The organism is Paenibacillus sp. J31R34 (assembly GCF_059383715.1).
The window spans coordinates 20,483-43,008 of the sequence record NZ_JBXENU010000007.1 but is presented as its reverse complement, the minus strand read 5'-3'; the positions used below and the strand labels follow the sequence as shown (position 1 = coordinate 43,008).

At 47.2% G+C, this 22,526-nt stretch carries 18 protein-coding genes and 1 tRNA gene; 16 read left to right on the top strand and 3 right to left on the bottom strand.

Translation table 11 applies throughout. The annotated features are described in order from the left end of the window. Positions 1-14: 14 nt before the first annotated feature. Together AC50YG_RS19525 and asnB are read right to left on the bottom strand one after the other, a co-directional pair. Positions 15-755, bottom strand: coding sequence for a glycosyltransferase (locus tag AC50YG_RS19525; protein ID WP_494828871.1), 741 nt, complete (start codon positions 753-755; stop codon positions 15-17). 117 nt (positions 756-872) lie between these two features. Continuing rightward, positions 873-2,720 carry an asparagine synthase (glutamine-hydrolyzing) gene (gene asnB / locus AC50YG_RS19520; protein ID WP_494828867.1) on the bottom strand — a complete coding sequence of 616 codons (1,848 nt, stop codon included), beginning with the start codon at positions 2,718-2,720 and terminating at the stop codon, positions 873-875. 159 nt (positions 2,721-2,879) lie between these two features. Between asnB and AC50YG_RS19515 the strand changes: the two genes are divergently transcribed. From AC50YG_RS19515 to AC50YG_RS19500, 4 genes are all read left to right on the top strand, one after another. Continuing rightward, positions 2,880-3,266 carry a hypothetical protein gene (locus AC50YG_RS19515; RefSeq protein ID WP_494829364.1) on the top strand — a complete coding sequence of 129 codons (387 nt, stop codon included), beginning with the start codon at positions 2,880-2,882 and terminating at the stop codon, positions 3,264-3,266. Further along, on the top strand, positions 3,244-3,378 hold the full coding sequence (locus AC50YG_RS19510) for a hypothetical protein (RefSeq protein ID WP_257790761.1): 135 nt from the start codon (positions 3,244-3,246) through the stop codon (positions 3,376-3,378). Before AC50YG_RS19515 ends, AC50YG_RS19510 begins: the two co-directional genes overlap by 23 nt. Before the next feature lie 399 nt (positions 3,379-3,777). Next, the gene (locus tag AC50YG_RS19505; protein ID WP_494828865.1) at positions 3,778-5,037 is read left to right on the top strand and encodes a TraB/GumN family protein; all 1,260 of its coding nucleotides are present in this window, start codon (positions 3,778-3,780) and stop codon (positions 5,035-5,037) included. A gap of 214 nt (positions 5,038-5,251) precedes the next feature. Then, complete coding sequence (locus AC50YG_RS19500; RefSeq protein WP_494828863.1) at positions 5,252-6,832, top strand: trypsin-like peptidase domain-containing protein; 1,581 nt, start codon at positions 5,252-5,254, stop codon at positions 6,830-6,832. Positions 6,833-7,096: 264 nt separating this feature from the next. On the opposite strand, the gene AC50YG_RS19495 is transcribed toward AC50YG_RS19500, so the two are convergent. Beyond that, positions 7,097-7,170: transfer RNA gene (locus AC50YG_RS19495), tRNA-Arg, on the bottom strand. A gap of 211 nt (positions 7,171-7,381) precedes the next feature. On the opposite strand from AC50YG_RS19495, the gene AC50YG_RS19490 reads away from it, so the two are divergent. The 12 genes from AC50YG_RS19490 to ccsA all read left to right on the top strand — a co-directional run bounded on the left by AC50YG_RS19490 (position 7,382) and on the right by ccsA (position 22,524). After that, positions 7,382-8,371: a hypothetical protein gene (locus AC50YG_RS19490; protein ID WP_473761832.1), complete on the top strand. Its 990-nt coding sequence runs from the start codon at positions 7,382-7,384 to the stop codon at positions 8,369-8,371. 88 nt (positions 8,372-8,459) lie between these two features. Beyond that, on the top strand, positions 8,460-9,767 hold the full coding sequence (tig, locus tag AC50YG_RS19485; protein WP_494828860.1) for a trigger factor: 1,308 nt from the start codon (positions 8,460-8,462) through the stop codon (positions 9,765-9,767). A gap of 217 nt (positions 9,768-9,984) precedes the next feature. Further along, positions 9,985-10,569 (top strand): ATP-dependent Clp endopeptidase proteolytic subunit ClpP, encoded by a 585-nt coding sequence (gene clpP / locus AC50YG_RS19480; protein WP_056039867.1) that lies wholly within the window; start codon positions 9,985-9,987, stop codon positions 10,567-10,569. 23 nt (positions 10,570-10,592) lie between these two features. Further along, positions 10,593-11,849 (top strand): ATP-dependent protease ATP-binding subunit ClpX, encoded by a 1,257-nt coding sequence (gene clpX, locus AC50YG_RS19475; RefSeq protein WP_046229405.1) that lies wholly within the window; start codon positions 10,593-10,595, stop codon positions 11,847-11,849. A gap of 94 nt (positions 11,850-11,943) precedes the next feature. Beyond that, positions 11,944-13,056: a flavodoxin-dependent (E)-4-hydroxy-3-methylbut-2-enyl-diphosphate synthase gene (ispG, locus tag AC50YG_RS19470; RefSeq protein WP_494828857.1), complete on the top strand. Its 1,113-nt coding sequence runs from the start codon at positions 11,944-11,946 to the stop codon at positions 13,054-13,056. A gap of 270 nt (positions 13,057-13,326) precedes the next feature. After that, complete coding sequence (gene lonB, locus AC50YG_RS19465) at positions 13,327-15,030, top strand: ATP-dependent protease LonB (RefSeq protein WP_473761825.1); 1,704 nt, start codon at positions 13,327-13,329, stop codon at positions 15,028-15,030. 37 nt (positions 15,031-15,067) lie between these two features. Then, positions 15,068-17,599: an endopeptidase La gene (gene lon, locus AC50YG_RS19460; RefSeq protein WP_494828854.1), complete on the top strand. Its 2,532-nt coding sequence runs from the start codon at positions 15,068-15,070 to the stop codon at positions 17,597-17,599. Beyond that, a complete protein-coding gene (gene yihA, locus AC50YG_RS19455) occupies positions 17,596-18,183 on the top strand; it encodes a ribosome biogenesis GTP-binding protein YihA/YsxC (RefSeq protein WP_341281726.1) in 588 nt (195 codons plus the stop codon). The genes lon and yihA overlap by 4 nt, the downstream gene beginning before the upstream one ends. A gap of 275 nt (positions 18,184-18,458) precedes the next feature. Further along, positions 18,459-19,049: a non-ribosomal peptide synthetase module gene (locus AC50YG_RS19450; RefSeq protein ID WP_341281727.1), complete on the top strand. Its 591-nt coding sequence runs from the start codon at positions 18,459-18,461 to the stop codon at positions 19,047-19,049. A 646-nt stretch (positions 19,050-19,695) separates the two neighbouring features. Further along, positions 19,696-20,094 (top strand): adenosylmethionine decarboxylase, encoded by a 399-nt coding sequence (speD, locus tag AC50YG_RS19445; protein ID WP_341281729.1) that lies wholly within the window; start codon positions 19,696-19,698, stop codon positions 20,092-20,094. A gap of 188 nt (positions 20,095-20,282) precedes the next feature. Next, complete coding sequence (gene hemA, locus AC50YG_RS19440; protein ID WP_473761820.1) at positions 20,283-21,665, top strand: glutamyl-tRNA reductase; 1,383 nt, start codon at positions 20,283-20,285, stop codon at positions 21,663-21,665. A gap of 46 nt (positions 21,666-21,711) precedes the next feature. Beyond that, positions 21,712-22,524: a cytochrome c biogenesis protein CcsA gene (ccsA, locus tag AC50YG_RS19435; protein ID WP_473761818.1), complete on the top strand. Its 813-nt coding sequence runs from the start codon at positions 21,712-21,714 to the stop codon at positions 22,522-22,524. Positions 22,525-22,526 lie beyond the last annotated feature (2 nt).

Below are 22,526 nucleotides of genomic sequence, written 5' to 3'. Positions count from 1 at the left end.
GTTCGCTTCCTTTTTTATAGTCCCTGCTTGCTTTCACGTATCCACTTTAGCAGGCCTTCATTTGTTGTAAGCGACTCTGCGCGGTTTAAAAAATGAAGAGCTTTGGTTGGGTCAAACGATTTCATTTCCCTTCCAAGCTGCATCCAGAGGCGGGCATTTCCTTGATCTACCTTTAAATTTTGCTGCAGCAAGGTAAGATTGCGAACGGCTTTTTGCCGCATGTCTACAACATTGTTATCGTGCCCGTCATGCAAAATATCAATATCGGACTGCAGAAGTTCCATACCCTGTATATCCACAATTTCATGAATCATATCTTTATAGCGCAATCTGCTTGGAAATAGTCGCAAATATGCTTTTTCATAAACGGTATTTATGACACCATCTACGGTATTATTATAACGAACGTACATGCCGACCTCGCGTCCCTGCTGATCCATTTCAGAAGTATATTGTCTTGGTTTATGAACTTGATCAGGCGGCAGTACATCATCATCATCTACAACAAATGCCCATTTATGCGTGACGAGAGAAAGCGAGTAGTTCCGGGCCGCCGAAAAATCATTTATCCACGTAAAATGATGCAGCTTCATCTTTTCATGTTCCTCGGCCAGCCGATTGAGAATGGAAAGGGTTTCGTCTGTCGAACCCGTATCAACGATTATAATTTCATCTACAGCGTCCATAATGCTGTTTATTGCACGTTCTATTGATCTTTCTCCGTTTTTAACGATCATTGCGGCCGATACACCCATGAATTAGTCCCCCAGCTTGAATTCACGAATGAAACGATACAGCCAACTGTTATTCCACCTTTTGTAACATTCGCTGCTTTAATTATACAATAAACGAGCCATACGACAACGGCGGCATTATTGAATGCGAATGCCATACTCTTTCAGCCAAAGGTTCAATTGATACAAATAGGCGAACAGCTGAGGGCCGGACATTAATTGGCCGAACCAGGGAATATTGGAGCTGGCGTCAGCGGACTCGGCGAGCTCGCGCACTTTTTTAACATCAATGAGCGGCAGCAGCGGGGAAGAGGAATCGTTTAATACGTCAAGCAGCAGCCCTTTGACAGCGGCCAAATAATTCGGATTATGCGTCTTCGGATAGGGGCTTTTTTTGCGTGTCAGCACGTCGTCTGGCAATACGCCGCGGAGCGCCTTGCGTAAAATGCCTTTTTCGCGGTCACCGGATGTTTTTATATCCCATGGAATATTCCATACATACTGCACGAGCCGGTGGTCGCAAAATGGGACGCGCACTTCAAGTCCCGCAGCCATGCTCATACGGTCCTTCCGGTCCAGCAGCGTTGGCATGAAGCGGGTAATGTTGAGGTATGACATTTGCCTCATTTTTCGCACAGCTGCGCTTTCGCCGTCCAGATGCGGCACTTCTGCAACCGCTTGGGCATAGCGGTCACCGATATAATCAAGCGGCTTAATCCATTTTTCTACATCCGGAGCGAGCAGACTCGCGCGCATATCAGAGGCGAGCGACCATGGAAAGGTGGACGCATTCAGCGCATCCTCGCGGTGGAACCATGGATAGCCGCCAAAAATTTCATCGGCCGCTTCACCAGAAATGGCGACGGTCGCTTCTTTTTTGATTTCACGGCAAAACAAAAGCAGCGAAGCATCGACGTCCGCCATGCCTGGCAGGTCACGGGCGAAGGTGGCATCGCGCAAAGCGGCTACCAGCTCCGGCGTATCAAACTGCACCGGGTGATGGATGGTATCAAGGTAGGTGGTCATCCGCTCGATCCATGGGGCATCGCTGTTCGGCTGAAAGGCATGAGCCTTAAAATGCTTGGCATTATCCGCATAATCAACGGAAAACGTATGGACGTTTCCTTGTCCGGTCTGCTCATAATATTGCACCGCAAGCGTCGTCAAGGCGCTGGAATCCAGTCCGCCAGACAGCAGGGTGCACACCGGGACATCCGACACGAGCTGGCGCTCGGTTGTATCACGAAGCAGGTCGCGGACATGCTCGGCCGTTTCTTGTACATTTTCCGTATGGGGCGAGCTTTCGAGGCTCCAATATTTTGTTCGTCGGATCCCCGCTTGAGACACCGTCATGCACTCTGCTGGCAGCAGCTCGGTAATATGCTTATAGACGCCTTGACCGGGCGTTCTCGCAGGGCCAAGTATGAACAGCTCGGCAAGCCCTTCTGCGCCAACCTCCGGCAGCACGTCAGGATGGGCCAAAATCGCCTTTGGTTCTGATCCGAACAAAAATAGTCCGTTTGCCTGACTGATGAACAAGGGTTTGACGCCAAGTCTGTCACGGGCCAAAAAAAGCTCCTGCTCCTCCACATTCCATATCGCAAAGGCGAAGATGCCATTAAAGCGTTCTACGCAAGCTTTGCCCCATTCCATAAAAGCTTGGAGCAGCACTTCCGTATCGCAGGTCGTTGTAAATTTGCTACCAGCAGCCTCCAATTCCTTGCGCAGCTCTCCTGCGTTGTATAACTCGCCATTATAGACGATGACAAATAAATCATCATCTTCGGTGCGCCGAATCATCGGCTGGGCACCATTTTCCGGATCGATAACGCTGAGCCGTCGGTGTCCAAGCGCACAATGCGCTGATATCCATGTGCCAGAGGCGTCAGGGCCGCGAAGCTCAAGTGTTTTTGTCATTTTTTCCAAAATGCTGCTGTCTTGGGTCAGATCGCGCGTCCAATCAATCCAGCCGGTTATTCCACACATTGCCCTCATCCCTCTCTTTGCAGGACTCCAGTCGCGATAATAATAGTCATATGCTGAAAAAAGGCATAAAATGTCTGTCCAACAGGGGAAGCTAGGGATGGCGGCGCGGCAAGCAGCTGTGTTTAAGGCATAAATTCGGAAGGGAGTGTCAGCTTGCAAATGAGACAAGGCGATGAATTAGATCATACCCGCCGAAAATATTATGTATCCGTCCAGGCAGGGCAAATTCTTGAGGATCAAGGCGCTGCAGCCTATGAGCTGGAGATTATGGCAAACGAACGGGAGTTTATCCGCTTGCAGGAGCTGTTTGAGGAGCTTTCGAGCATGGATGAATTGCAGACGTTCCATTTTGCCAAAACGCCGTTCAGCCCAGCCAGTGATGAAGAAATGAACTACGGGTACGATTCGTTAATCGTTCAAATTTATCGGCTGCTGCATGAATATGGCACAGAATCAACGAAACACCATGTTGAGCAGATGGGGCTGCCGCTTCACGAGGCCACAATGGGAGGGGGAGCAGAAGATGAGTCAATCACCCAAGGATAAAAGCCTAAAATTTGACGTGAACCCGAAGTTTGCCGAGCAGGTTGTCGATAAAAATCCCAAGCATGATGCGCAAAATAACCCGACCGGCAAACGTCGCGGCAATCAAAGATAAGCTATTTTTGACGTTAGCTGGCTAAAGGCTATATCCGACTACTTTTTATAATCTAAATAGCGAATGCTTTACTGCTTCGCCTTACGGATTCGTCAATACGCGAACCGATAAGGCGCTTAAAATGCGGTAAGCATTCGCTTTTTATTTGATTAAGTAGATCTTGTACTTTCATTTGCTCAAATATGGAATTGATTAACAAGAGGAGTGGACAGGTATTGAAACCTGTGGGTGAAGAGGGTAAACTTACCAAGAGAGATAGAGTGATTGCATATATCCATGCAGCAAAGTGCACGGTCGTGGCAGCTTTGCTGCAGTTCGTTTGCAGAATATGGAGGGGGGAGTTTTTAAAACGAGCAAGCAGCATTCTTCTCTACTACTACTGAATTATAAGGAGTCCAAATGAAAAAAATTAGTGCTTTACTCATGTCATTATTTGTAGCTTTTTCCCTGTTCACTCCTGTACATGCGGCTGAGAAGCCAATAAGCGTCGTTATTAATGGCAGCGAGGTCAAGTTTGACAATTTTGAGCCTGTTATTGAGAAGGGCAGCACGCTCGTGCCAATGCGTCCGATTTTGGAAGAGCTTGATGCGAAGGTCGTGTGGAACAAAAGCACGCAAACGGTAACCGCTACCAAAGAAGGCGTAGATCTGTCGCTGCAAATTGGCAACAAAACGGCTACGGTCAACGGCGAGAAAAAACAGCTTGAAGTAGCTCCAAAAACAATCAAAAACGTAACGTACATTCCGCTTCGCTTCATTGGCGAGGCAACTGGCTATCAAGTAGACTGGAGCAAAGCGCTTCGCACGATTACCTTTACGGTTAAGGTTAATGCCGAAGGCAGCAAAGGCTTTCTATGGAAAGTAGAAAAAAATGGAAATACAGTTTACCTGCTTGGCTCGATTCATGTGGCGAAAGACAGCATGTATCCGCTTCGTCCGGAAATTGAAGAGGCATTCAAAACAGCACAGCATCTGGCGGTAGAGGTTGACTTGACAAAGCTTGATCCTGCAGCCTTGCAGGCTTATGCAAACAAACTGGGTACTTACTCGGATGGTACGACGCTCAAGGATCATATCTCGGCGGAGACATATGCAAAAATTACAGCTCTGTTGAAAGCGAATAAATTGCCGGAAAATACTTTTGATCCTTATAAGCCATGGATCGTAACACAAACCATTACTGCGATGGGTATGCAGGGTACTGGTTACAATACTAGCAATGGCATAGATCTTTATTTCACAGAAAAAGCGAATAAAGCGAATGTTCCTGTCATTTCTCTTGAGACAGCAGAGGGTCAACTGTCCATGTTTGAAGGTTTTTCAAAAGAATTGCAGGAGAAGCAATTGGTTCAAACTCTTGATGCAGTAAGCCAGCCAGCAACTTCGGAGCCTACAGGCATCGATGCTTTAACCGATATGTGGGTAAGTGGCAGCGACGATGTACTCGTTGCATTGACAGCAGAAGTTGAAAAAGAGCCTGAATATTACAATGCTTTGATTAAAGACCGCAATGTTGGCATGACGGATCAAGTAAAAGGATTTTTGAACGGCACTGATAAATCGACTTATTTTGTAGTAGTAGGTGCATTGCATATGTTGGGTCCTGACGGTATCGTGACGCTGCTTGAGAAAGATGGCTTTACCGTTGAAAGACAGTAGTAAATCGTTGCTATAATCGAATGATTTAGGAATTAAAGACACCATTTCTCCCGTTAATTGGGGAAGAAGTGGTGTCTTTTCTTTTTGTAAGTGAATAATGAATGCTATAATTCGTAAAATTTCTTTATTTTTTAAAAATAATCTTTTACTTGCGTGGCATTGTTGTAATATACTTCAATAAGCAGGAAGCATATAAACTGAAGGGATGTTTGCATTGAAGAAAATAGTATTTTTTATCCTTATGATTTCGTTATTTATTCCAAGTGCTGCTACAAGTTATGCAGCAGAAGGGAAATGGAAAGTATATTTGGATGGTACAGAGCTGTCATTCAGTAATTCTCCATTTGTTAGTGAAGGCACTACGCTTGTGCCGTTCCGCAATTTGTTTGAAGCATTAGGGGCAACCATTAGCTACAATGGCAAGACGAAAACGATTAATGCGAAAAAAGATAATACAGAAATTATTTTAACGATTAATAATCCAGTAGCTTATTCTAATGGGGCATCCTTTAAATTAAATGTAGCTCCTAAAGCGATATCGGGTGTAACATATGTGCCGCTTCGTTTTGTAAGTGAAACGTTAGGCTATGGCATTGAAGTGAAAAGCAAAAAAATATATTTGAATGCTGGTAGTACAACGACGGAAACTCCTGCTCCGACAACTACGCCGGCACCTACTCCAACTCCAACTGATCCTGCTAAAACGCAAGATATGACGATTGAACAAATAGGCGAGCTGTCCGATCGGGTTGTGTATATTGAGGTAGTTGATCAAAATAATAAAGCAATCGCAAGCGGAAGCGGCGTTATTGTCGGATCAAAGGGCGAAATTATAACCAATTATCATGTTATTGAAGGCGCTCATAAAGCGGTTATTTATACAAGTGATGAAGTGAAATATGTATCCAGCACTGTTTTAAATGCCGATAAGGATAGAGATCTGGCTTTGATCAAAATAGATTCGTCTAATTTGAACTTGCCAACCGTTACGATTGGGGATTCCTCCAAGCTGAAATTGGGCGAATCTGTCGTGGCAATCGGGTCCCCGCTTGGCTTCACCAACTCGCTCACTTCAGGCGTTGTTAGTACGAAGAACAGAACGGTTGACGGCCAAAATTATATCCAAATTTCTACGCCTATCGATCATGGGAGCAGCGGTGGAGCCTTGTTTAACTTGAGAGGCGAGCTGGTAGGCATTACAACTGCGCTTGTAGAAAGCTCTGCAGCCATCAATCTAGCTATTCCTTCTACAGATGTGAGCACTTTTTTGAAAAAGCCTCAGCAATCTAAATCTTATACTGCGGCTGCGCCAGGAGAATCGACGTCTGGGAATACTACGCTAGCTGCCAAAGCGGACGAAATAGAGGAATATTTAAATGAGGAGTATGGCTACTTTACCTACGAAGGCTTGGAGCTGGAATTTGAATGGTTCACTACGCTTTCCTCAGATAAGAAAAATATCTTAATTGGCGGGGCCATAACTGATACGGCGTCCTATTCGAGCCTGATGAAGCTTCAGAAGAAGGATGATACGTCTCTCCCGTACATTGTGCAATATATAGCTGAGGATTTGTATGATAACTTAGATGTCGCCAATTCCTTTTTTGGATTATATCTTGATACTTATTCGAAGACCTACCCTAGTGCTTACCCGGCTGAAGCTATTGAACGTGAAGGGTCGGGCTATCGGGTCTTTAACAATTTCATGATTGCTATCGTGGATTACAATGAGCGGGAAATGTATTACACATTAGACCCTTATACGGATGATGATCTTATAACAATCGAGATTTAATGGACTGGAATAAAAGCCTGGGAAGATAAACTGTTGAAAAACAGTATGTTCCCGGGCTTTTATATTTTTTCTATATATGGTAATTGATACATACCACCAAATTTTATAAAAGTTAGCAAGAAAAGCGATTGCTATAGGATAACAGTTATAAGTGATTTGTATTTTCGAAAAAATTCGAAATGCAAACCCCCCCGCAAACACTGGTGTACCAGCGTTTGCGGGGGGGTTCTGATTTATTAAAATAATACTTATTTGTTTAAGGAACGTCCCAGGAGAGATTCGAACTCCCGACCGACGCCTTAGAAGGGCGTTGCTCTATCCAGCTGAGCTACTGGGACACGTAAGAATGAGTATAGCATGGCGGCCTGTATTTACGCAATAGGCAATTTAATGTTTCTGCCTGAAAATACTTGGGTAAAAAAGCCACATGAATTAATATACACATTTTCAATGTGCAGGGCAAGCTTTTTTTATAATTATGCTGCCGGATAAACGTATATTTTTATATTGCTCGCTTCCGTGGTATAATCTATCGCATGCAATGGACAGATGAAGCTGGAGTTTGACCGACAAGGTGGTGGTACCATTACAACTCCCAATGACTCGCATAATGAAGGCACAGGAAAAAACGTGTATTTGTTCCCGCGAATGTTGGATCAGTATCAAATTCAATTGACCCGGATGCTTGAAGCCGAGCAATATGGCGAAGCCAAGCGGCTGCTGCAGTTCCTGCTTTCCTGCAAAGGCGAGGACGAGCGCCACTATGAGGAATGGGAAAGCTTGCTTTCCTGGCTCGATATGGCTTTTCCGGAATATCGCGTTCCTGGTGAAGAGGAGGCTTTAAATCCAGCAGAGCAGGAAGCCGATGAGCAAGCGATACGTGAAGATCTGCTCAATCCTGCTGAGCAGGATGAAGGTTATGTGAAACAGGTGCTCTACATTATGAAGCATCACCCGATGATTGATCAGCAGATTTTAGCGCTGGAACGGGCGGTATTCATTCGGGCAACCGAGGTGGATGATATCATTTCACAGTGGCTCACCACAGCATCAGACGTTCATCCTATCGTGCAGTTCAAGGCGCTGCAATGCTTGCGCAAGCGAGGAGCGACCGGACGGCTCGTTATGGAGCGGCTAGGCGAGCAGGCAGAGCTGGAGATTGACGCGACGCCGCTTGCAATGGATGATTTTCCACAACCCGTCAACCGCATTTTGGAGCGCGTGGAGAGCATTACGGAGGCGGATGATCCATCGCTTCCACATTTTGCGAGAGAGCTTTGGAAAGACAGTCTGCAATTTTTATATGGCACGACCGCTTACACTTGGATGCTGCGGGATGATGAGGAGACGGTGGATTGCTACGCAGGAGCGCTGCACCAGACTTTGTTAATTACCGTATACGGCACCGTCAATGATGATGATATTCGAGATACATACGGCATTACAGAAGCACTTAGATTCCGTTACGAACAGGCCTGCCGGACGCTTCGTCAGGTGGCCGTTGTACAGCAACCAGGGGATGAAGATCCAGAGCCTTGATTAAAAAGCTCAATACTATTATAATAGAATGGTTTATGAAACGTGAAATCTACGGATGTATGCGTATTTTTGGAGGGGAAAGCATAAAATGAAAGCAACTTGGGAAAAAATAGACAAGAACCTCATCTCTATTGATGTTGAGGTTGGTGCTGAGAAAGTAGCAGTAGCACTGGATGAGGCGTTTAAGAAAGTCGTTCAAAAGGTTAACGTTCCTGGATTCCGTAAAGGTAAAGTTCCACGGGGCATGTTCGAATCGCGCTTTGGCGTAGAGAGCCTGTATCAGGATGCAATCGACATTTTGCTGCCTGAAGCTTACACAAACGCAATCGAAGAAAACGATCTTCAGCCGGTTGACCGTCCTGAAATCGATGTTGAGCAATTTGGCAAAGGCCAAACGTTCAAATTCAAAGCTAAAGTAATCGTTAAGCCAGAAGTTGAGCTTGGCGAGTACAAAGGCCTTGAAATTACAGCTGCAAGCACAGAAGTTAGCGAAGAAGAAATCACTGCTGAACTGGAGCGCCTACAACAACGCCATGCTGAGCTGACTGTTCTTGATGAAGGTTCAGCTGAGAACGGCGATACAACTGTCATTGATTTTGACGGTTATGTAGATGGAGAACAGTTCGAAGGCGGTAAAAGCGAAGGTTATTCGCTGGAGCTGGGCTCGAATTCCTTCATTCCAGGCTTTGAAGATCAAGTAGTTGGTATGCAAATCGGCGACTTCAAAGATGTTGAAGTAACGTTCCCGGAAGCCTACCACGCTGAAAACCTTGCTGGTAAGCAAGCGATTTTCAAAGTGAAGCTGCACGAAATCAAACGCAAAAGCCTGCCTGCTCTTGACGATGAGTTCGCTAAAGATGTCAGCGAATTTGATACGCTTGAAGAGTACAAGCAAGATCTTGCTGGCAAGCTGAAAGAAAAGAAAGCTAAAGATGCAGAGCAAGCGCTTGAAGTTCAAATCGTTGAAAAAGCAAGCGAAGCTTCGCAAGTGGAAATTCCTCAGCCGATGGTTGATACTGAAGTGGATTTCATGCTTCGCGATTTCGAAAACCGTCTTCGCATGCAAGGCATGACGCTGGACCTATACTACCAGTTCTCTGGCCAAGACGAGTCCGTGCTTCGTGAGCAAATGGCAGGCGATGCAGCTAAACGCGTTCGCAACAACCTGGTTCTTGAAGCGATTGCTAAAGCAGAGGGCATCGAGATTACAGACGAGGATTTGACAGCTGAGCTTGAAACACTGTCGACTTCTTACAACCGTCCAGTTGAAGAGCTTCGTGAACTGTTCACGAAAAACGGCAACATCGACAGCCTGAAGCAAGATGTTCAACTGCGTAAAACAATCAAGCTCTTGAATGACAACAGCAAGATCGTTGAAGCAGTTCAAGAAGCTTAATCAATCAACTGAATATAAGCATTAACCTGAGAATAAGGCACGTCTACCCACGTGCCTTATTTTCAAACTACATAATGGTACATTTAAGCGCGGGGCAGTTCTCCGTACATATCAAGCATCGCCGTTCGCATAAGGTAGTAGTGAAAAATGACAGTGAGCTTTTGGCGTGTTACAATAAAGTTGGAAATTAAGCCATAAACGAAAAGAGGTTGGTCGGATGAATCTGGTACCTATCGTAGTCGAACAAACGAATCGCGGGGAGAGGTCTTACGATATTTACTCGCGTTTGCTCAAGGACAGAATTATATTTCTCGGAAGTGCGATTGATGACGATGTTGCAAACTCCATCATTGCACAGCTGCTTTTTCTAACGGCCGACGATCCTGAGAAAGACATCCATCTGTACATCAATTCCCCTGGCGGTTCCGTTACGGCTGGCATGGGCATTTTTGATACGATGCAATATATTAAGCCGGACGTGTCTACGATTTGTGTAGGTATGGCTGCGAGCATGGGTTCCCTTCTGCTGACAGCGGGAGCCAAGGGCAAGCGTTTCGCGCTGCCTAACAGTGAAGTTATGATTCATCAGCCGCTCGGCGGTGTAAGAGGTCAGGCAACGGATATTAAAATCCATGCCGACTGGATTCTTAAAACCAAGCATAAGCTGAATAATATTTATGTGGAGCGTACCGGCCAGCCCTATGATAAAATCGACCGCGATACAGATCGCGATTATTTCCTTAGTGCACAAGAAGCGCTTGAATACGGCTTGATCGACAAGGTTATTACCACGCCGATATAAGATTTTGAAGAAGGGGTGATTCCATGTTTAAATTCAACGATGAGAAGGGCCAGTTGAAATGCTCATTCTGCGGCAAATCGCAGGAGCAAGTGCGTAAATTGGTTGCCGGTCCCGGCGTCTATATATGCGATGAATGTATCGAGCTCTGCACGGAGATTGTAGAGGAAGAGCTAGGTCATGAAGAAGAGCTGGACCTGAAAGACATTCCGAAGCCGCAAGATATTCGCGGTATTCTTGATTCCTATGTTATTGGACAGGAATTTGCTAAGAAGTCGCTGGCAGTTGCGGTTTACAATCACTACAAGCGCGTAAATTCACAAAGCAAAATCGAAGACGTTGAACTGCAAAAAAGCAACATTTTGCTTGTTGGCCCTACAGGCTCTGGTAAAACGCTGCTGGCGCAGACGATGGCTAAAATTTTGAACGTTCCTTTCGCAATTGCTGACGCAACTTCGCTTACTGAAGCGGGTTATGTGGGCGAGGACGTTGAGAACATTTTGCTCAAGCTTATTCAGGCGGCAGATTATGACGTTGAGAAAGCAGAGCGCGGAATTATTTATATCGACGAAATTGATAAGGTGGCTCGTAAATCCGAAAACCCTTCAATTACGCGCGATGTATCGGGTGAAGGCGTGCAGCAAGCCTTGCTGAAAATTCTTGAGGGTACGGTTGCCTCTGTACCGCCACAAGGCGGTCGCAAGCATCCACATCAAGAGTTCATCCAGATTGATACGACGAACATTTTGTTTATTTGCGGTGGTGCTTTCGATGGCCTGGAGCAGCTAATCAAACGTCGTATTGGCAAAAAAGTGATCGGCTTCAATTCTACTGGCGAAGTACAGAAGGATTTGAAAGCGGGCGAATACTTGTCGATGGTTTTGCCGGAGGATTTGCTCAAATTCGGTCTTATCCCCGAGTTTGTCGGCCGTCTTCCTGTTATTTCGACTTTGGAGCCGCTTGATGAGCCGGCTTTGGTACGGATTTTGTCCGAACCGAAAAACGCACTCGTTAAGCAATACCAGAAGCTGCTGGAGATGGACAATGTAAAATTGGACTTCGAAGAAGGCGCACTGGAAGCAATTGCTAAGGAAGCAATCAAGCGCAATACAGGTGCCCGCGGCCTTCGTGCTATTATTGAGGGCATTATGCTTGATGTGATGTATGAAATTCCGTCGCGCGATGATGTCAACACTTGCCTCGTTACGGAGCAGGCAGTTCGGGACAAAATTATGCCTGAACTGACAGCGAAGAAGGGCAAGAAGAAGGAAGAAAGCGCCTAAATAATATTCATCACCGTCACTGTTCCACCCGCTGGGCGGCTTCATAGCTCGCATCAAGAGGGTGGACTTTGACGTTCATGGGAGAGATCACTGTATGTACACACGTAAAGATACGGTGCCTGTCAAAGTCGGTAACTTGACGATTGGCGGCAGCGACGAAGTCATCATTCAAAGTATGTGCACGACCAAAACGGCAGACGTAGAGGCAACTGTTGCGGAAATACTTCGGCTCGAGGAAGCGGGCTGTCAGGTCGTTCGCGTGACCGTCAACAATAAGGAAGCGGCGGAAGCGATTAAGGAAATAAAGAAGCGGATTCATATTCCTCTTGTTGCCGATATCCATTTTGATTATAGGCTCGCGCTTGCTGCAATTGAAAACGGCATTGACAAGGTTAGAATCAATCCCGGCAATATTGGCCGCCGCGAGCGTGTCGAAGCGGTCGTTAAAGCCTGCAAGGAAAAAGGTATTCCAATTCGCATCGGTGTAAATGCCGGCTCCTTGGAAAATCATTTGCTGGAGAAATACGGCTATCCGACGCCTGAGGCAATGGTGGAGAGCGCTTTGTTCCACATTGGTATTTTGGAGGAGCTAGATTTCCATGATATTATTGTGTCACTCAAAGCTTCCGACGTTCCTATGGCTATTGCCGCTTACAAAATGGCGGCGGAGAAGATCCGTTACCCGCTTCACCTTGGCATTACGGAAGCAGGCACGCTGCATACGGGTACGATCAAAAGTGCTGCCGGCATTGGTGCGCTGCTGACGCTTGGCATTGGTAATACACTGCGTATTAGCTTAAGCGCTGATCCAGTGGAAGAAGTAAAGGTAGCTCGGGAGCTGCTGAAAACATTTGGACTTATTACGAATGCGGCAACGCTCGTCTCATGTCCAACTTGCGGCCGGCTTGATATTGACTTGTTCACTATCGCCAATGAGGTTGAGGAATACATTTCGAAAATCAAGGTGCCGATCAAGGTGTCGGTGCTTGGCTGTGCCGTCAACGGTCCTGGTGAAGCACGTGAAGCGGATATCGGTATTGCGGGAGCTAGAGGCGAAGGGATGCTGTTCCGTTACGGAGAGCTGGTTCGCAAAGTTCCGGAAGCTGAGCTGCTCAGCGAGCTAAAGAAGGAAATCGATATTATCGTACGCGCTTTTGAAGAAACAGGAGAAATTCCTGGCCGCAAGCATCATACGCCTGCCTTATAAACATGGCCGTGCTGTTGTTCATGTGAACGACGGCACGGTTTTTTTGAAAATATAGGAAAATATATGGTGTTTCCATCCTTTCTCTATATTTCTACATTTATGAGTTTTTTATAAATCAGCTTCAATTTCACCGCGAAACGGGCGTTGCCGCCAACGGAAGGCAACGCCATTTACGCTTATATCGACGGTTATTTTTCTCCCGATGAGGCAATACTACCAGTTATGAACTTTATTGCCGGATAGTGTGCCTTTGAGAGGAGCGGGTAACGTATGAGTTTAAGTATTATTTTGATGCTGATTCAAGTGTTTTTTGCAGTGGTTATCGGTTTGTACTTCTGGAATTTGCTGCGCAATCAAAAAACGAATCGGTCTGCGGTTGACCGGGAGTCCCGCAAGGAAATGGATAAGCTGCGCAAGCTGCGTTCCATCTCGCTGACGAAGCCGCTGGCCGAGAAGACAAGGCCACAGGCGATGCAGGATATCGTTGGCCAACTGGATGGCCTGCGTGCGCTTAAAGCTGCGCTTTGCAGCGCAAATCCGCAGCATGTTATTATTTATGGCCCGCCGGGCGTTGGCAAAACAGCAGCCGCTCGCGTCGTGCTGGAGGAAGCGAAGAAAAACGCAGCCTCGCCATTTTTGCCTGAAGCGAAGTTTACGGAAATTGACGCGACTACCGCGAGATTTGATGAGCGCGGCATTGCTGATCCTTTGATTGGTTCTGTTCACGATCCGATTTATCAAGGCGCGGGGGCGATGGGAGTTGCTGGTATCCCTCAGCCGAAGGCTGGCGCTGTAACGAAGGCGCATGGCGGTATTCTGTTCATTGACGAAATCGGGGAATTGCATCCCGTCCAAATGAATAAGCTGTTAAAAGTACTCGAGGATCGCAAAGTATATTTGGAGAGTGCTTATTATAATTCTGAGGACGTTAATATTCCTTCGTACATCCATGATATTTTTCAAAATGGCCTGCCTGCCGATTTTCGTCTTGTCGGTGCGACGACACGTTCGCCGCAGGAGCTGCCGCCCGCGATTCGCTCACGCTGCATGGAAATTTTCTTTCGTCCGCTGCTAGCAGGTGAGATTGCTTCCATTGCCGAAAATGCGGTTCGGAAAATTGGGTTTTCCCCTTGCCCTGAAGCTGTAGAGGTTGTGCAGCGATATGCGACAAATGGCCGTGAAGCGGTAAATGTCATTCAGCTGGCAGCAGGTGTTGCTTTATCCGAGAAACGGGATCGCATTTCAGCTGCCGATGTTGAATGGGTTGTGAACAGCAGCCAAATTCCACCGCGTCCAGAACGGAAGGTGCCAGAAGCGCCGCAAGTAGGCATCGTCAACGGTCTTGCCGTCTATGGCCCGAATATGGGCATGCTGCTCGAAGTTGAGGTCAGTGCTATTCCGGCTGCCAGTGGCAAAGGGCAATATACGATTACCGGAGTAGTCGAGGAGGAAGAGCTCGGCGGAGGCTCGCGTACGCTGCGCCGCAAAAGCATGGCGAAGGGCTCTGTTGAAAACGTCCTGACGATGCTGCGCCGATATGGTCTCAATCCGCAGGATTATGACCTGCATATCAACTTCCCGGGTGGAACGCCGATCGATGGCCCGTCTGCGGGAATTGCGATGGCGACAGCAATCGCTTCAGCGATCAAAAACGAGACAATCGACAACAAGCTGGCGATGACAGGAGAAGTTGGCATCCATGGCGACGTCAAGCCTGTTGGCGGCGTGCTGGCGAAGGTCGAGGCGGCTTTTCAGGCAGGGGCGGACACGGTCATTATTCCGCGTGAAAACTGGCAGGCCATCTTTGCGGATTTAAAAGGTTTGAAGGTCATTCCTGTGGAACGTGTAGATGAAGTATTTAATCTGGTGTTCCCTTTAGGAAATACCGTCGTAAACGAAGTGGAAAACCACGTCGCAAACGAGCGGTATATGGGGGCGGCTGTTCCCTATTTGCAGGCTGATTCCGCAGAATGATAAAATAAGGGAGACTTAAACATTTGGAGGTGCTGGTGTGGGACCCGGAAAAACGAAAAACCGTCGGCTGCCCTTGCTTCCGCTCAGGGGGCTACTGGTATATCCCAGCATGGTGCTACACCTTGATGTGGGTAGGGACAAATCGGTTCGCGCGCTAGAACGCGCGATGGTTGACGATCATATGATATTGCTTTGCTCGCAATCGGAAGTGAACATAGAGGAGCCGACCGAGGAAGATATATATAGAGTCGGCACGATTGCAAAGGTACGGCAGATGCTTAAGCTGCCTAACGGAACGATCCGCGTGCTGGTGGAAGGCGTCCTGCGCGCGGAAATTATTGATTATTTGCCGACTGAAGAGTTTTATGAGGTTATGGTTAAGGAATTTCCGGAAGAGGAAACGACCGATCCTGAGGTGGATGCGCTCATGCGCTCGGTGCTCAGCCAATTTGAGCATTATACGTCCTTGTCCAAAAAAATTACGCCAGAGACGCATGCGGCTGTCTCGGATATTGACGAACCAGGCCGCTTGGCCGATGTTATCACGAGCCATCTATCTCTCAAAATTAAAGACAAGCAAGATATTTTGGAGACGATTGATGTCCGGCAGCGGCTTGAGCGGCTGCTCGATATTTTGAACAATGAGCGAGAAGTGCTGGAGCTCGAGCGCAAAATCAGCCAGCGCGTCAAGAAGCAGATGGAGAAAACGCAGAAGGAATATTATTTGCGTGAGCAGATGAAAGCGATCCAGAAGGAGCTTGGCGAGAAGGAAGGACGCGCCGGCGAGGTTGAGGAGCTGCGCAGCCAGCTGGAGCAGGCTGACGTGCCTGACCAAGTGAGAGAAAAGATTGAGAAGGAAATTGACCGTCTGGAAAAAATGCCGACTACCTCGGCTGAAGGCGGCGTTATACGCAATTATATTGATTGGCTCTTATCGTTGCCATGGAGCAAGGAGACTGAAGACGATCTCAGTCTGTCCAAGGCGGAAGACATTCTTAACCAGGATCATTATGGACTTGAAAAGCCGAAGGAGCGGGTACTTGAGTACCTTGCGGTCCAGCAACTGGTGAAAAAGCTTAAAGGACCGATTCTGTGCCTAGTCGGCCCTCCAGGCGTTGGTAAAACGTCGCTCGCCCGCTCCATTGCGAAGTCGCTGGGACGCAAATTCGTCCGCATATCGCTTGGCGGCGTTCGGGACGAAGCAGAAATTCGCGGGCATCGCCGTACATACGTGGGTGCTATGCCAGGACGTATTATTCAAGGCATGAAGACTGCGGGTTCTAGTAACCCGGTATTTCTGCTCGATGAAATCGACAAGATGGCAATGGATTTCCGCGGCGATCCGGCCTCTGCATTGCTTGAGGTGCTGGACCCGGAGCAAAACAATACGTTTAGCGATCATTTTGTTGAGGTTCCATTCGATCTGTCGAGCGTCATGTTCGTAACGACGGCGAATGCCATGCATAATATTCCTCGCCCGCTGCTGGACCGGATGGAAGTGCTGTACATTCCCGGTTATACCGAGCTTGAGAAGCTGAAAATCGCTCAGCGCTATTTGCTGCCGAAGCAGAAGCGGGAGCATGGTCTCACAGATGAGCAGCTGCAGGTGAGCGAGGAAACGCTGCTTCAGCTTATTCGCGATTACACGCGCGAATCCGGCGTGCGGAATTTGGAGCAGCAAATGGCTGCGATTTGCCGCAAGGCAGCCAAGCAAATTGTTGCATCGGGTACGGTTCCAATAAAGATAGAGGAAGCAGCTGTTCAAGATGAGCCAGCTTTGAATGTGCTGGAAGCTGCATTTGGCGAGGGCGGAGAAGCTGCCTCTATATCTGGGCGTCTGGAGAAGCAGCAGGAGGCTGCCTTGCAGTCTGAGCAACTTGCAGAGACAGAGCAGCCAGCCGAGGTGAAGACGCTACACGTTGATCTGGAGCTGCTTAAGGAATGGCTGGGACCTGCGAAGTTCCGCTACGGCATGGCTGAGGCCGAAAATCAGATCGGTGCAGTTACAGGCTTAGCCTGGACTGAGGTCGGCGGCGATACACTCGTTATTGAAGTGACCGTTATGCCAGGCAGCGGAAAGCTGACGCTCACGGGGCAGCTCGGTGATGTCATGAAGGAATCGGCGCAGGCCGCGTTCAGCTATACGCGTTCGAAGGCGCTGGAGCTTGGCATTGACCCGCAGTTCCATGAGAAAAACGATATTCATATTCATATTCCGGAAGGTGCGATTCCGAAGGATGGTCCGTCCGCGGGCATCACGATTGCCACTGCGCTTATTTCGGCTTTGACTGGACGTTATGTGTCCAAAGAGGTCGCGATGACAGGGGAGATTACGCTTCGAGGACGCGTCTTGCCAATCGGAGGACTCAAGGAGAAATCGCTTGCTGCCCACCGTGCAGGCATTAAGAAAATATTGCTGCCGAAGGACAATGAACGCGATCTGCGTGACATTCCAGACAGTGTGCGGAGTGAGATAACGTTTGTCCCGGTCGGGCATATTGATGAAGTCCTCCTGCATGCGCTGCTTCCGGCCAAGACAGAAGAGAAAGCAGGAACACCTATATTATGAAGATTACACAAGCAGATTTTATTATAAGCGCGGTTCAGCCGCATCAATACCCGGAGGATGCCTTGCCAGAGATTGCTCTGGCAGGGCGTTCGAATGTCGGGAAGTCCTCATTAATTAATAAAATGATTATGCGTAAAAACTTGGCAAGAACAAGCTCGCAGCCTGGTAAAACCCAGCAGCTTAACTATTACCGTGTCAATGACAGCATTTATTTTGTCGATTTCCCCGGTTATGGCTATGCCAAGGTTTCCAAAACCCAGCGCGAGGCTTTTGGCCAAATGATTGAAAGATACATTCGCGATCGCAAGGAGCTCAAGCTGCAATTGCTTATTATCGACATTCGCCATGAGCCATCCAAGGATGATCAGCTTATGTACAACTGGCTCAAGCATTACAATATTCGGACCTGCATTGTGGCTACGAAAGCGGACAAAATCCCTAAAGGCAAATGGGACAAGCATATTAAAATGATCAAGACGACGCTGCAAGCGGATCCTCGTGATAAAGTAGTGCTCTATTCCTCAGAGACTGGCCAAGGCCGCGATGAATTATGGAGCGTTATTACGGAGACGATATCCACATAAGCGAGCAAGTACGGCAACTTTTCACATAAAGAAGAGAATACAGGAAGATTTGTGGGTCTCCTCGCATAATTTTCCCGTTTTTTCTGAAATATGCGAGAATTTCGGCACTGAGCGGCAGGAATAATTGGATGCAATCACGTATAATATAGGTAAGCGAGCGTGAAAGGGCGAATGGTCATTGGAAGGATTCGTTTCAGTTTCGCGTAAAGCGGGTATAGAAGAATAGAATTGATTGTAGCATCCAATTGCAAGTTTAAAGAATTGAGGAGATTTTTATGGCTCAGCGGCTAGCCACAGAGTATGTAAATGCCAAACTGCAGTTAACGAATGAAGAGATGACCCAATTTGTCCGTTTTTTTGATGATCAGCAGCTTCACCTACAAGTGATGGTGCTCGATAACGGCAATCAGGAGCTGGTTCTCGAAGACGTAGCAGGGAGGGAAGAGATCAGACTGATCTTTGAGCGTCAACAAGACCGTTACGTTTGTGTGCTCACCTGCCGCCTTGTTCACCAGAAGCTAACCAATGCTATGCGCAAAGCTGTTTCAGCATTCCATGGGGACGCCGTTGTTAATCGCATTTACAGCCATTATACAATGACCTACCACTATATACAGGGAGCCGTTCGTAAAATCGTTGAAACAACGAAGAGCGGCGCACGTGTTGTGTTCGAGTACAAGGATACGATCGGGCAACTGGAGCGGGTATTCCGCAGCCGTTTGATTGAACGCGAGATTTCGATGGTTAATAATGCCATTAATGAGCTGCTTGATCTTCGGAATCAGACGAAAAATCAGACCGAAATCGCCGCTATTGATGAGCGTTTGGCTATGCATACGCACAAGCTGTTTATGCTTGAGGCGTAATTAAAGTATACATGGCAAGCAGATAGTAAACATAAGCTTATAGGAATCGCAGCCGCGGTTTCTTTTTTTTATTTTCAGGAAGAACTGCTTTGAGGCAAAATTATAATGTGGTAATTTTTGGAATGAGCTGCATACTGCAACATTTCGCTTACAGGAATAGTCCATAATAACGAAGAGCAATCTTTTACAAGTAAAAGAAGCAGGAAACATCCGCTAACGGTCAGGAAACAGCGCCAGTAAGCTCGCCTGCTAATGGACAAGCAGGTCAGAGCGGACATGCAGGCCAAGCTAGTGAAACGCTCAGCATAGGCCAGCTTGTTGCTTTGGCGAAGGAAGGCAAAATTCCCGAGGTGAAATAGGCGGCGCATATTGCGTTGTTTGACGAGATTGAGCGCGACCATATTTCCGTATTCAGTCCGCAGTATGCAAAAAATAATATGGCCGGCTGAAAAAAAAGGTTGCAATTCTTTCGGATAGATGTTATTTTTAATCTCGTTGAAAACATCGTTTAACACAATAATAGGAACCAGGATTCACTCAGGACATGGTTATGTTGCGAGAGATTATTCCCTCGGGAAGTGAATGACGTAGGTCCTAGCGGATGAAATTTTTAAACATTTTATTCCTAGGAAGGGGGAACCGGAAGATGGAATACTCAACTTTCGGAAGACACGTTGCTGTTGATACTTGGGGAGTAGATTTCGATCTACTGAACAACGCTGAATTTTTGCAAGCCCAAATGGTGGAGGCTGCTGAAAGCTGTGGCGCTACTGTAATGTCGGTGCAATCCAAACAATTTGAGCCTCAAGGAGCAACCGTACTCGTGTTGCTGTCAGAGAGTCACCTCTCTATTCACACGTATCCTGAGAGAGGATTTGCCGCGCTTGATTGTTATACTTGCGGCGAAACCGTGGATCCACAGGTGGCTATCGATTATATGATTGCTGTGCTGAAGCCAACAACAACTCATGCGAAAAAGCTGATACGTGGTATGGGCGAATTGCAAGTTGAAGAACCGAAATTGAAACAAATCGAGCTCGTTTAAAGCTCTCACATGTATGATACAGAAATAACCATGGAAGCTTCCATGGTTATTTCTTTGTATGATTAGGGAATAATGGATTTGTGGTTCAAACTTTATTCATAAATGAAGGAAGTATGAATGTCGAACTGTGCTATAATGGCGTAGAAAGAAAGAACGCGGCAATTTGATAAGGGAGGCAGGTGACACACATGCACATCATTACAGTAGGTCTTAACTACCGTACAGCTCCAGTAGAAGTAAGAGAACGTTTTGCGTTTTCGGAAAAAGAGCTGCCGGAAGCTGTCAAACAGCTTATGAATACAGACAGCATTTTGGAATGTGTCATTGTGGCGACCTGCAATCGGACAGAATTGTATGCGGTGGTGGACAGGCATCAATTATGCGGGCATCATATTCGCAGCTTTATGGAGCAGTGGTTTAACCTGCCGAGGAAAGAATTTACGAATCATTTATATATGTACGAGGATGAGAAGGCAATCGAGCATCTTTTCCACGTAACGAGCGGTCTGGATTCAATGATTATTGGCGAGACGCAAATTCTCGGACAAGTGAAGGATGCTTTTGCACTAGCCCAGCAGCAGAAAGCGACGGGAACGCTTTTCAATACGTTGTTTAAGCAGGCGATTACGATGGCGAAGCGGGCGCATTCGGAGACGACGATTGGCGAATCTGCCGTATCGGTCAGCTATGCTGCTGTTGAGCTGGGCAAGCGAATATTCGGTCAATTTTCCAAGAAGACGGTCATGCTGATTGGGGCTGGCGAGACGGGCGAGCTAACCGCGAAGCATCTGTACGCGAATGGTGCTGATAGAGTTATCGTTGTGAACCGGACGTATGAGCGTGCCGTTCAGTTGGCGGACAAGTTTAACGGAATAGCTTGCTCTATGGATGAAGCGACGAATAGGCTGCATGAAGCTGATATCGTGATTAGCTCGACGGGTGCTGATAACTTCGTGCTTACGCGTCAGGTAGTCGCAAGCGCCATGCAGCGCCGGAGATCAAAGCCGCTATTCATGATTGATATCGCCGTTCCAAGGGATCTTGATCCAACGATTGCTGCGGTGGACAACGTCTTTTTATATGACATTGACGATTTGGAGGGCATTGTGGAAAGTAACTTGGAACAGCGCCGCAAGGAAGCCGCCAAAATCGAAACGATGATCGCTCAGGAAATGGATCTGTTTGAGCAATGGTACAAAACGCTGGGTGTCGTGCCGCTTATTCGGGCGCTGCAGACGAAAGCAGCAGAGATTCATGAGGAGACGTTCAACAGCTTGACGAACAAGCTCCCGGATCTGGACGAGCATGAGCTTAAAGTAATTAGAAAGCTGACGAAGAGCATTGTCAATCAAATGATGCAGGACCCTATTTTGCGGATCAAGGAAATGGCCGGAGAAAGACGTGCTGACGAGGCGATGGACATGTTTGTAAAGCTTTTTGCATTGGAAGAGCAATTGGACAAGTCGCAGCAAGCTGAGCTTAAAGCGGAAGCTGCCGAGGCGGCTGCAGCAAAAATGAAAAATGTGCAATCACCTGCAGCTACGGCAGCATTGGCTTCTGCCCTTCGGTAGAAGCACGCTCTTGACAGACGCATAGGGCGGCGATGTGGAGGCATTTATGGCAACGCTAAACTGGTTGTATGACGCGATACTTTATGTATACGCCCTGAGCCTTCTGTTTTATTTCTCCGATTTTATGGACGCAAGCCGGAGAGCGAAACGGATGGGTACAGGGCTACTTATTTTTGTATGGATTTTACAGACGTTATTTTTGATTTCGCGAATCGTGTCGCACTTTGAAGTGGCGACGATATCAACCTTTGAATATTGGCTGGGGTTTTGCTGGCTCTTGGTCTCTATATCGCTTGTAATTAGCCGGTTCTTCAAAATAGAGTTTATTGTGTTTCTTGTAAACGTCGTTGGTTTTTCCGTGCTGGCCCTTAATCTTTACAGCAAGCCAGGCAATGAGGCGATGTTTGCGATTTCTACAACAGCAAGAGAGCTGCTGATTGTGCATATTAGCCTTGTGCTCGTTTCCTACGTGTCATTGACCATAGGCGTTATTTTCGCCGGGATGTACATTTTTCTGCATCGGGAGCTGAGGGAGAAACGCTGGTCCAAATATGTGAGAAGGCTGCCAAGCCTTGATAAAATTGAAAGATATTCTGATCGCGCTGTCATTATCGGTGTTCCACTGCTTGCTTTGTCGCTGTCTCTTGCAGTGACGCTGCTGCTTATTGAGGGACGTTCGATGCTGCTGCTGGATTGGAAAGTGATCACTTCCTTCCTCGCTCTGATTGTATATATTATTTTTGTAGTAAACCGGTCGTTGCTTAATCGCACGAGTACGCAGCTTGCGAAGCTGCATATTGTGGCGTTCAGCTTTCTAGTTCTCAATTTGCTGGCAAGCTACGTATCTAATTTTCATTAGAA

Excerpts from the sequence above, each read along its gene's own strand:
- AC50YG_RS19525 (WP_494828871.1), bottom strand. The coding sequence starts at position 755 with ATGGGTGTATCGGCCGCAATGATCGTTAAAAACGGAGAAAGATCAATA.
- asnB (WP_494828867.1), bottom strand. The coding sequence starts at position 2,720 with ATGTGTGGAATAACCGGCTGGATTGATTGGACGCGCGATCTGACCCAA.
- AC50YG_RS19515 (WP_494829364.1), top strand. The coding sequence starts at position 2,880 with ATGAGACAAGGCGATGAATTAGATCATACCCGCCGAAAATATTATGTA.
- AC50YG_RS19510 (WP_257790761.1), top strand. The coding sequence starts at position 3,244 with ATGAGTCAATCACCCAAGGATAAAAGCCTAAAATTTGACGTGAACCCG.
- AC50YG_RS19505 (WP_494828865.1), top strand. The coding sequence starts at position 3,778 with ATGAAAAAAATTAGTGCTTTACTCATGTCATTATTTGTAGCTTTTTCC.
- AC50YG_RS19490 (WP_473761832.1), top strand. The coding sequence starts at position 7,382 with ATGAAGCTGGAGTTTGACCGACAAGGTGGTGGTACCATTACAACTCCC.
- tig (WP_494828860.1), top strand. The coding sequence starts at position 8,460 with ATGAAAGCAACTTGGGAAAAAATAGACAAGAACCTCATCTCTATTGAT.
- clpP (WP_056039867.1), top strand. The coding sequence starts at position 9,985 with ATGAATCTGGTACCTATCGTAGTCGAACAAACGAATCGCGGGGAGAGG.
- clpX (WP_046229405.1), top strand. The coding sequence starts at position 10,593 with ATGTTTAAATTCAACGATGAGAAGGGCCAGTTGAAATGCTCATTCTGC.
- ispG (WP_494828857.1), top strand. The coding sequence starts at position 11,944 with ATGTACACACGTAAAGATACGGTGCCTGTCAAAGTCGGTAACTTGACG.
- lonB (WP_473761825.1), top strand. The coding sequence starts at position 13,327 with ATGAGTTTAAGTATTATTTTGATGCTGATTCAAGTGTTTTTTGCAGTG.
- yihA (WP_341281726.1), top strand. The coding sequence starts at position 17,596 with ATGAAGATTACACAAGCAGATTTTATTATAAGCGCGGTTCAGCCGCAT.
- AC50YG_RS19450 (WP_341281727.1), top strand. The coding sequence starts at position 18,459 with ATGGCTCAGCGGCTAGCCACAGAGTATGTAAATGCCAAACTGCAGTTA.
- speD (WP_341281729.1), top strand. The coding sequence starts at position 19,696 with ATGGAATACTCAACTTTCGGAAGACACGTTGCTGTTGATACTTGGGGA.
- hemA (WP_473761820.1), top strand. The coding sequence starts at position 20,283 with ATGCACATCATTACAGTAGGTCTTAACTACCGTACAGCTCCAGTAGAA.
- ccsA (WP_473761818.1), top strand. The coding sequence starts at position 21,712 with ATGGCAACGCTAAACTGGTTGTATGACGCGATACTTTATGTATACGCC.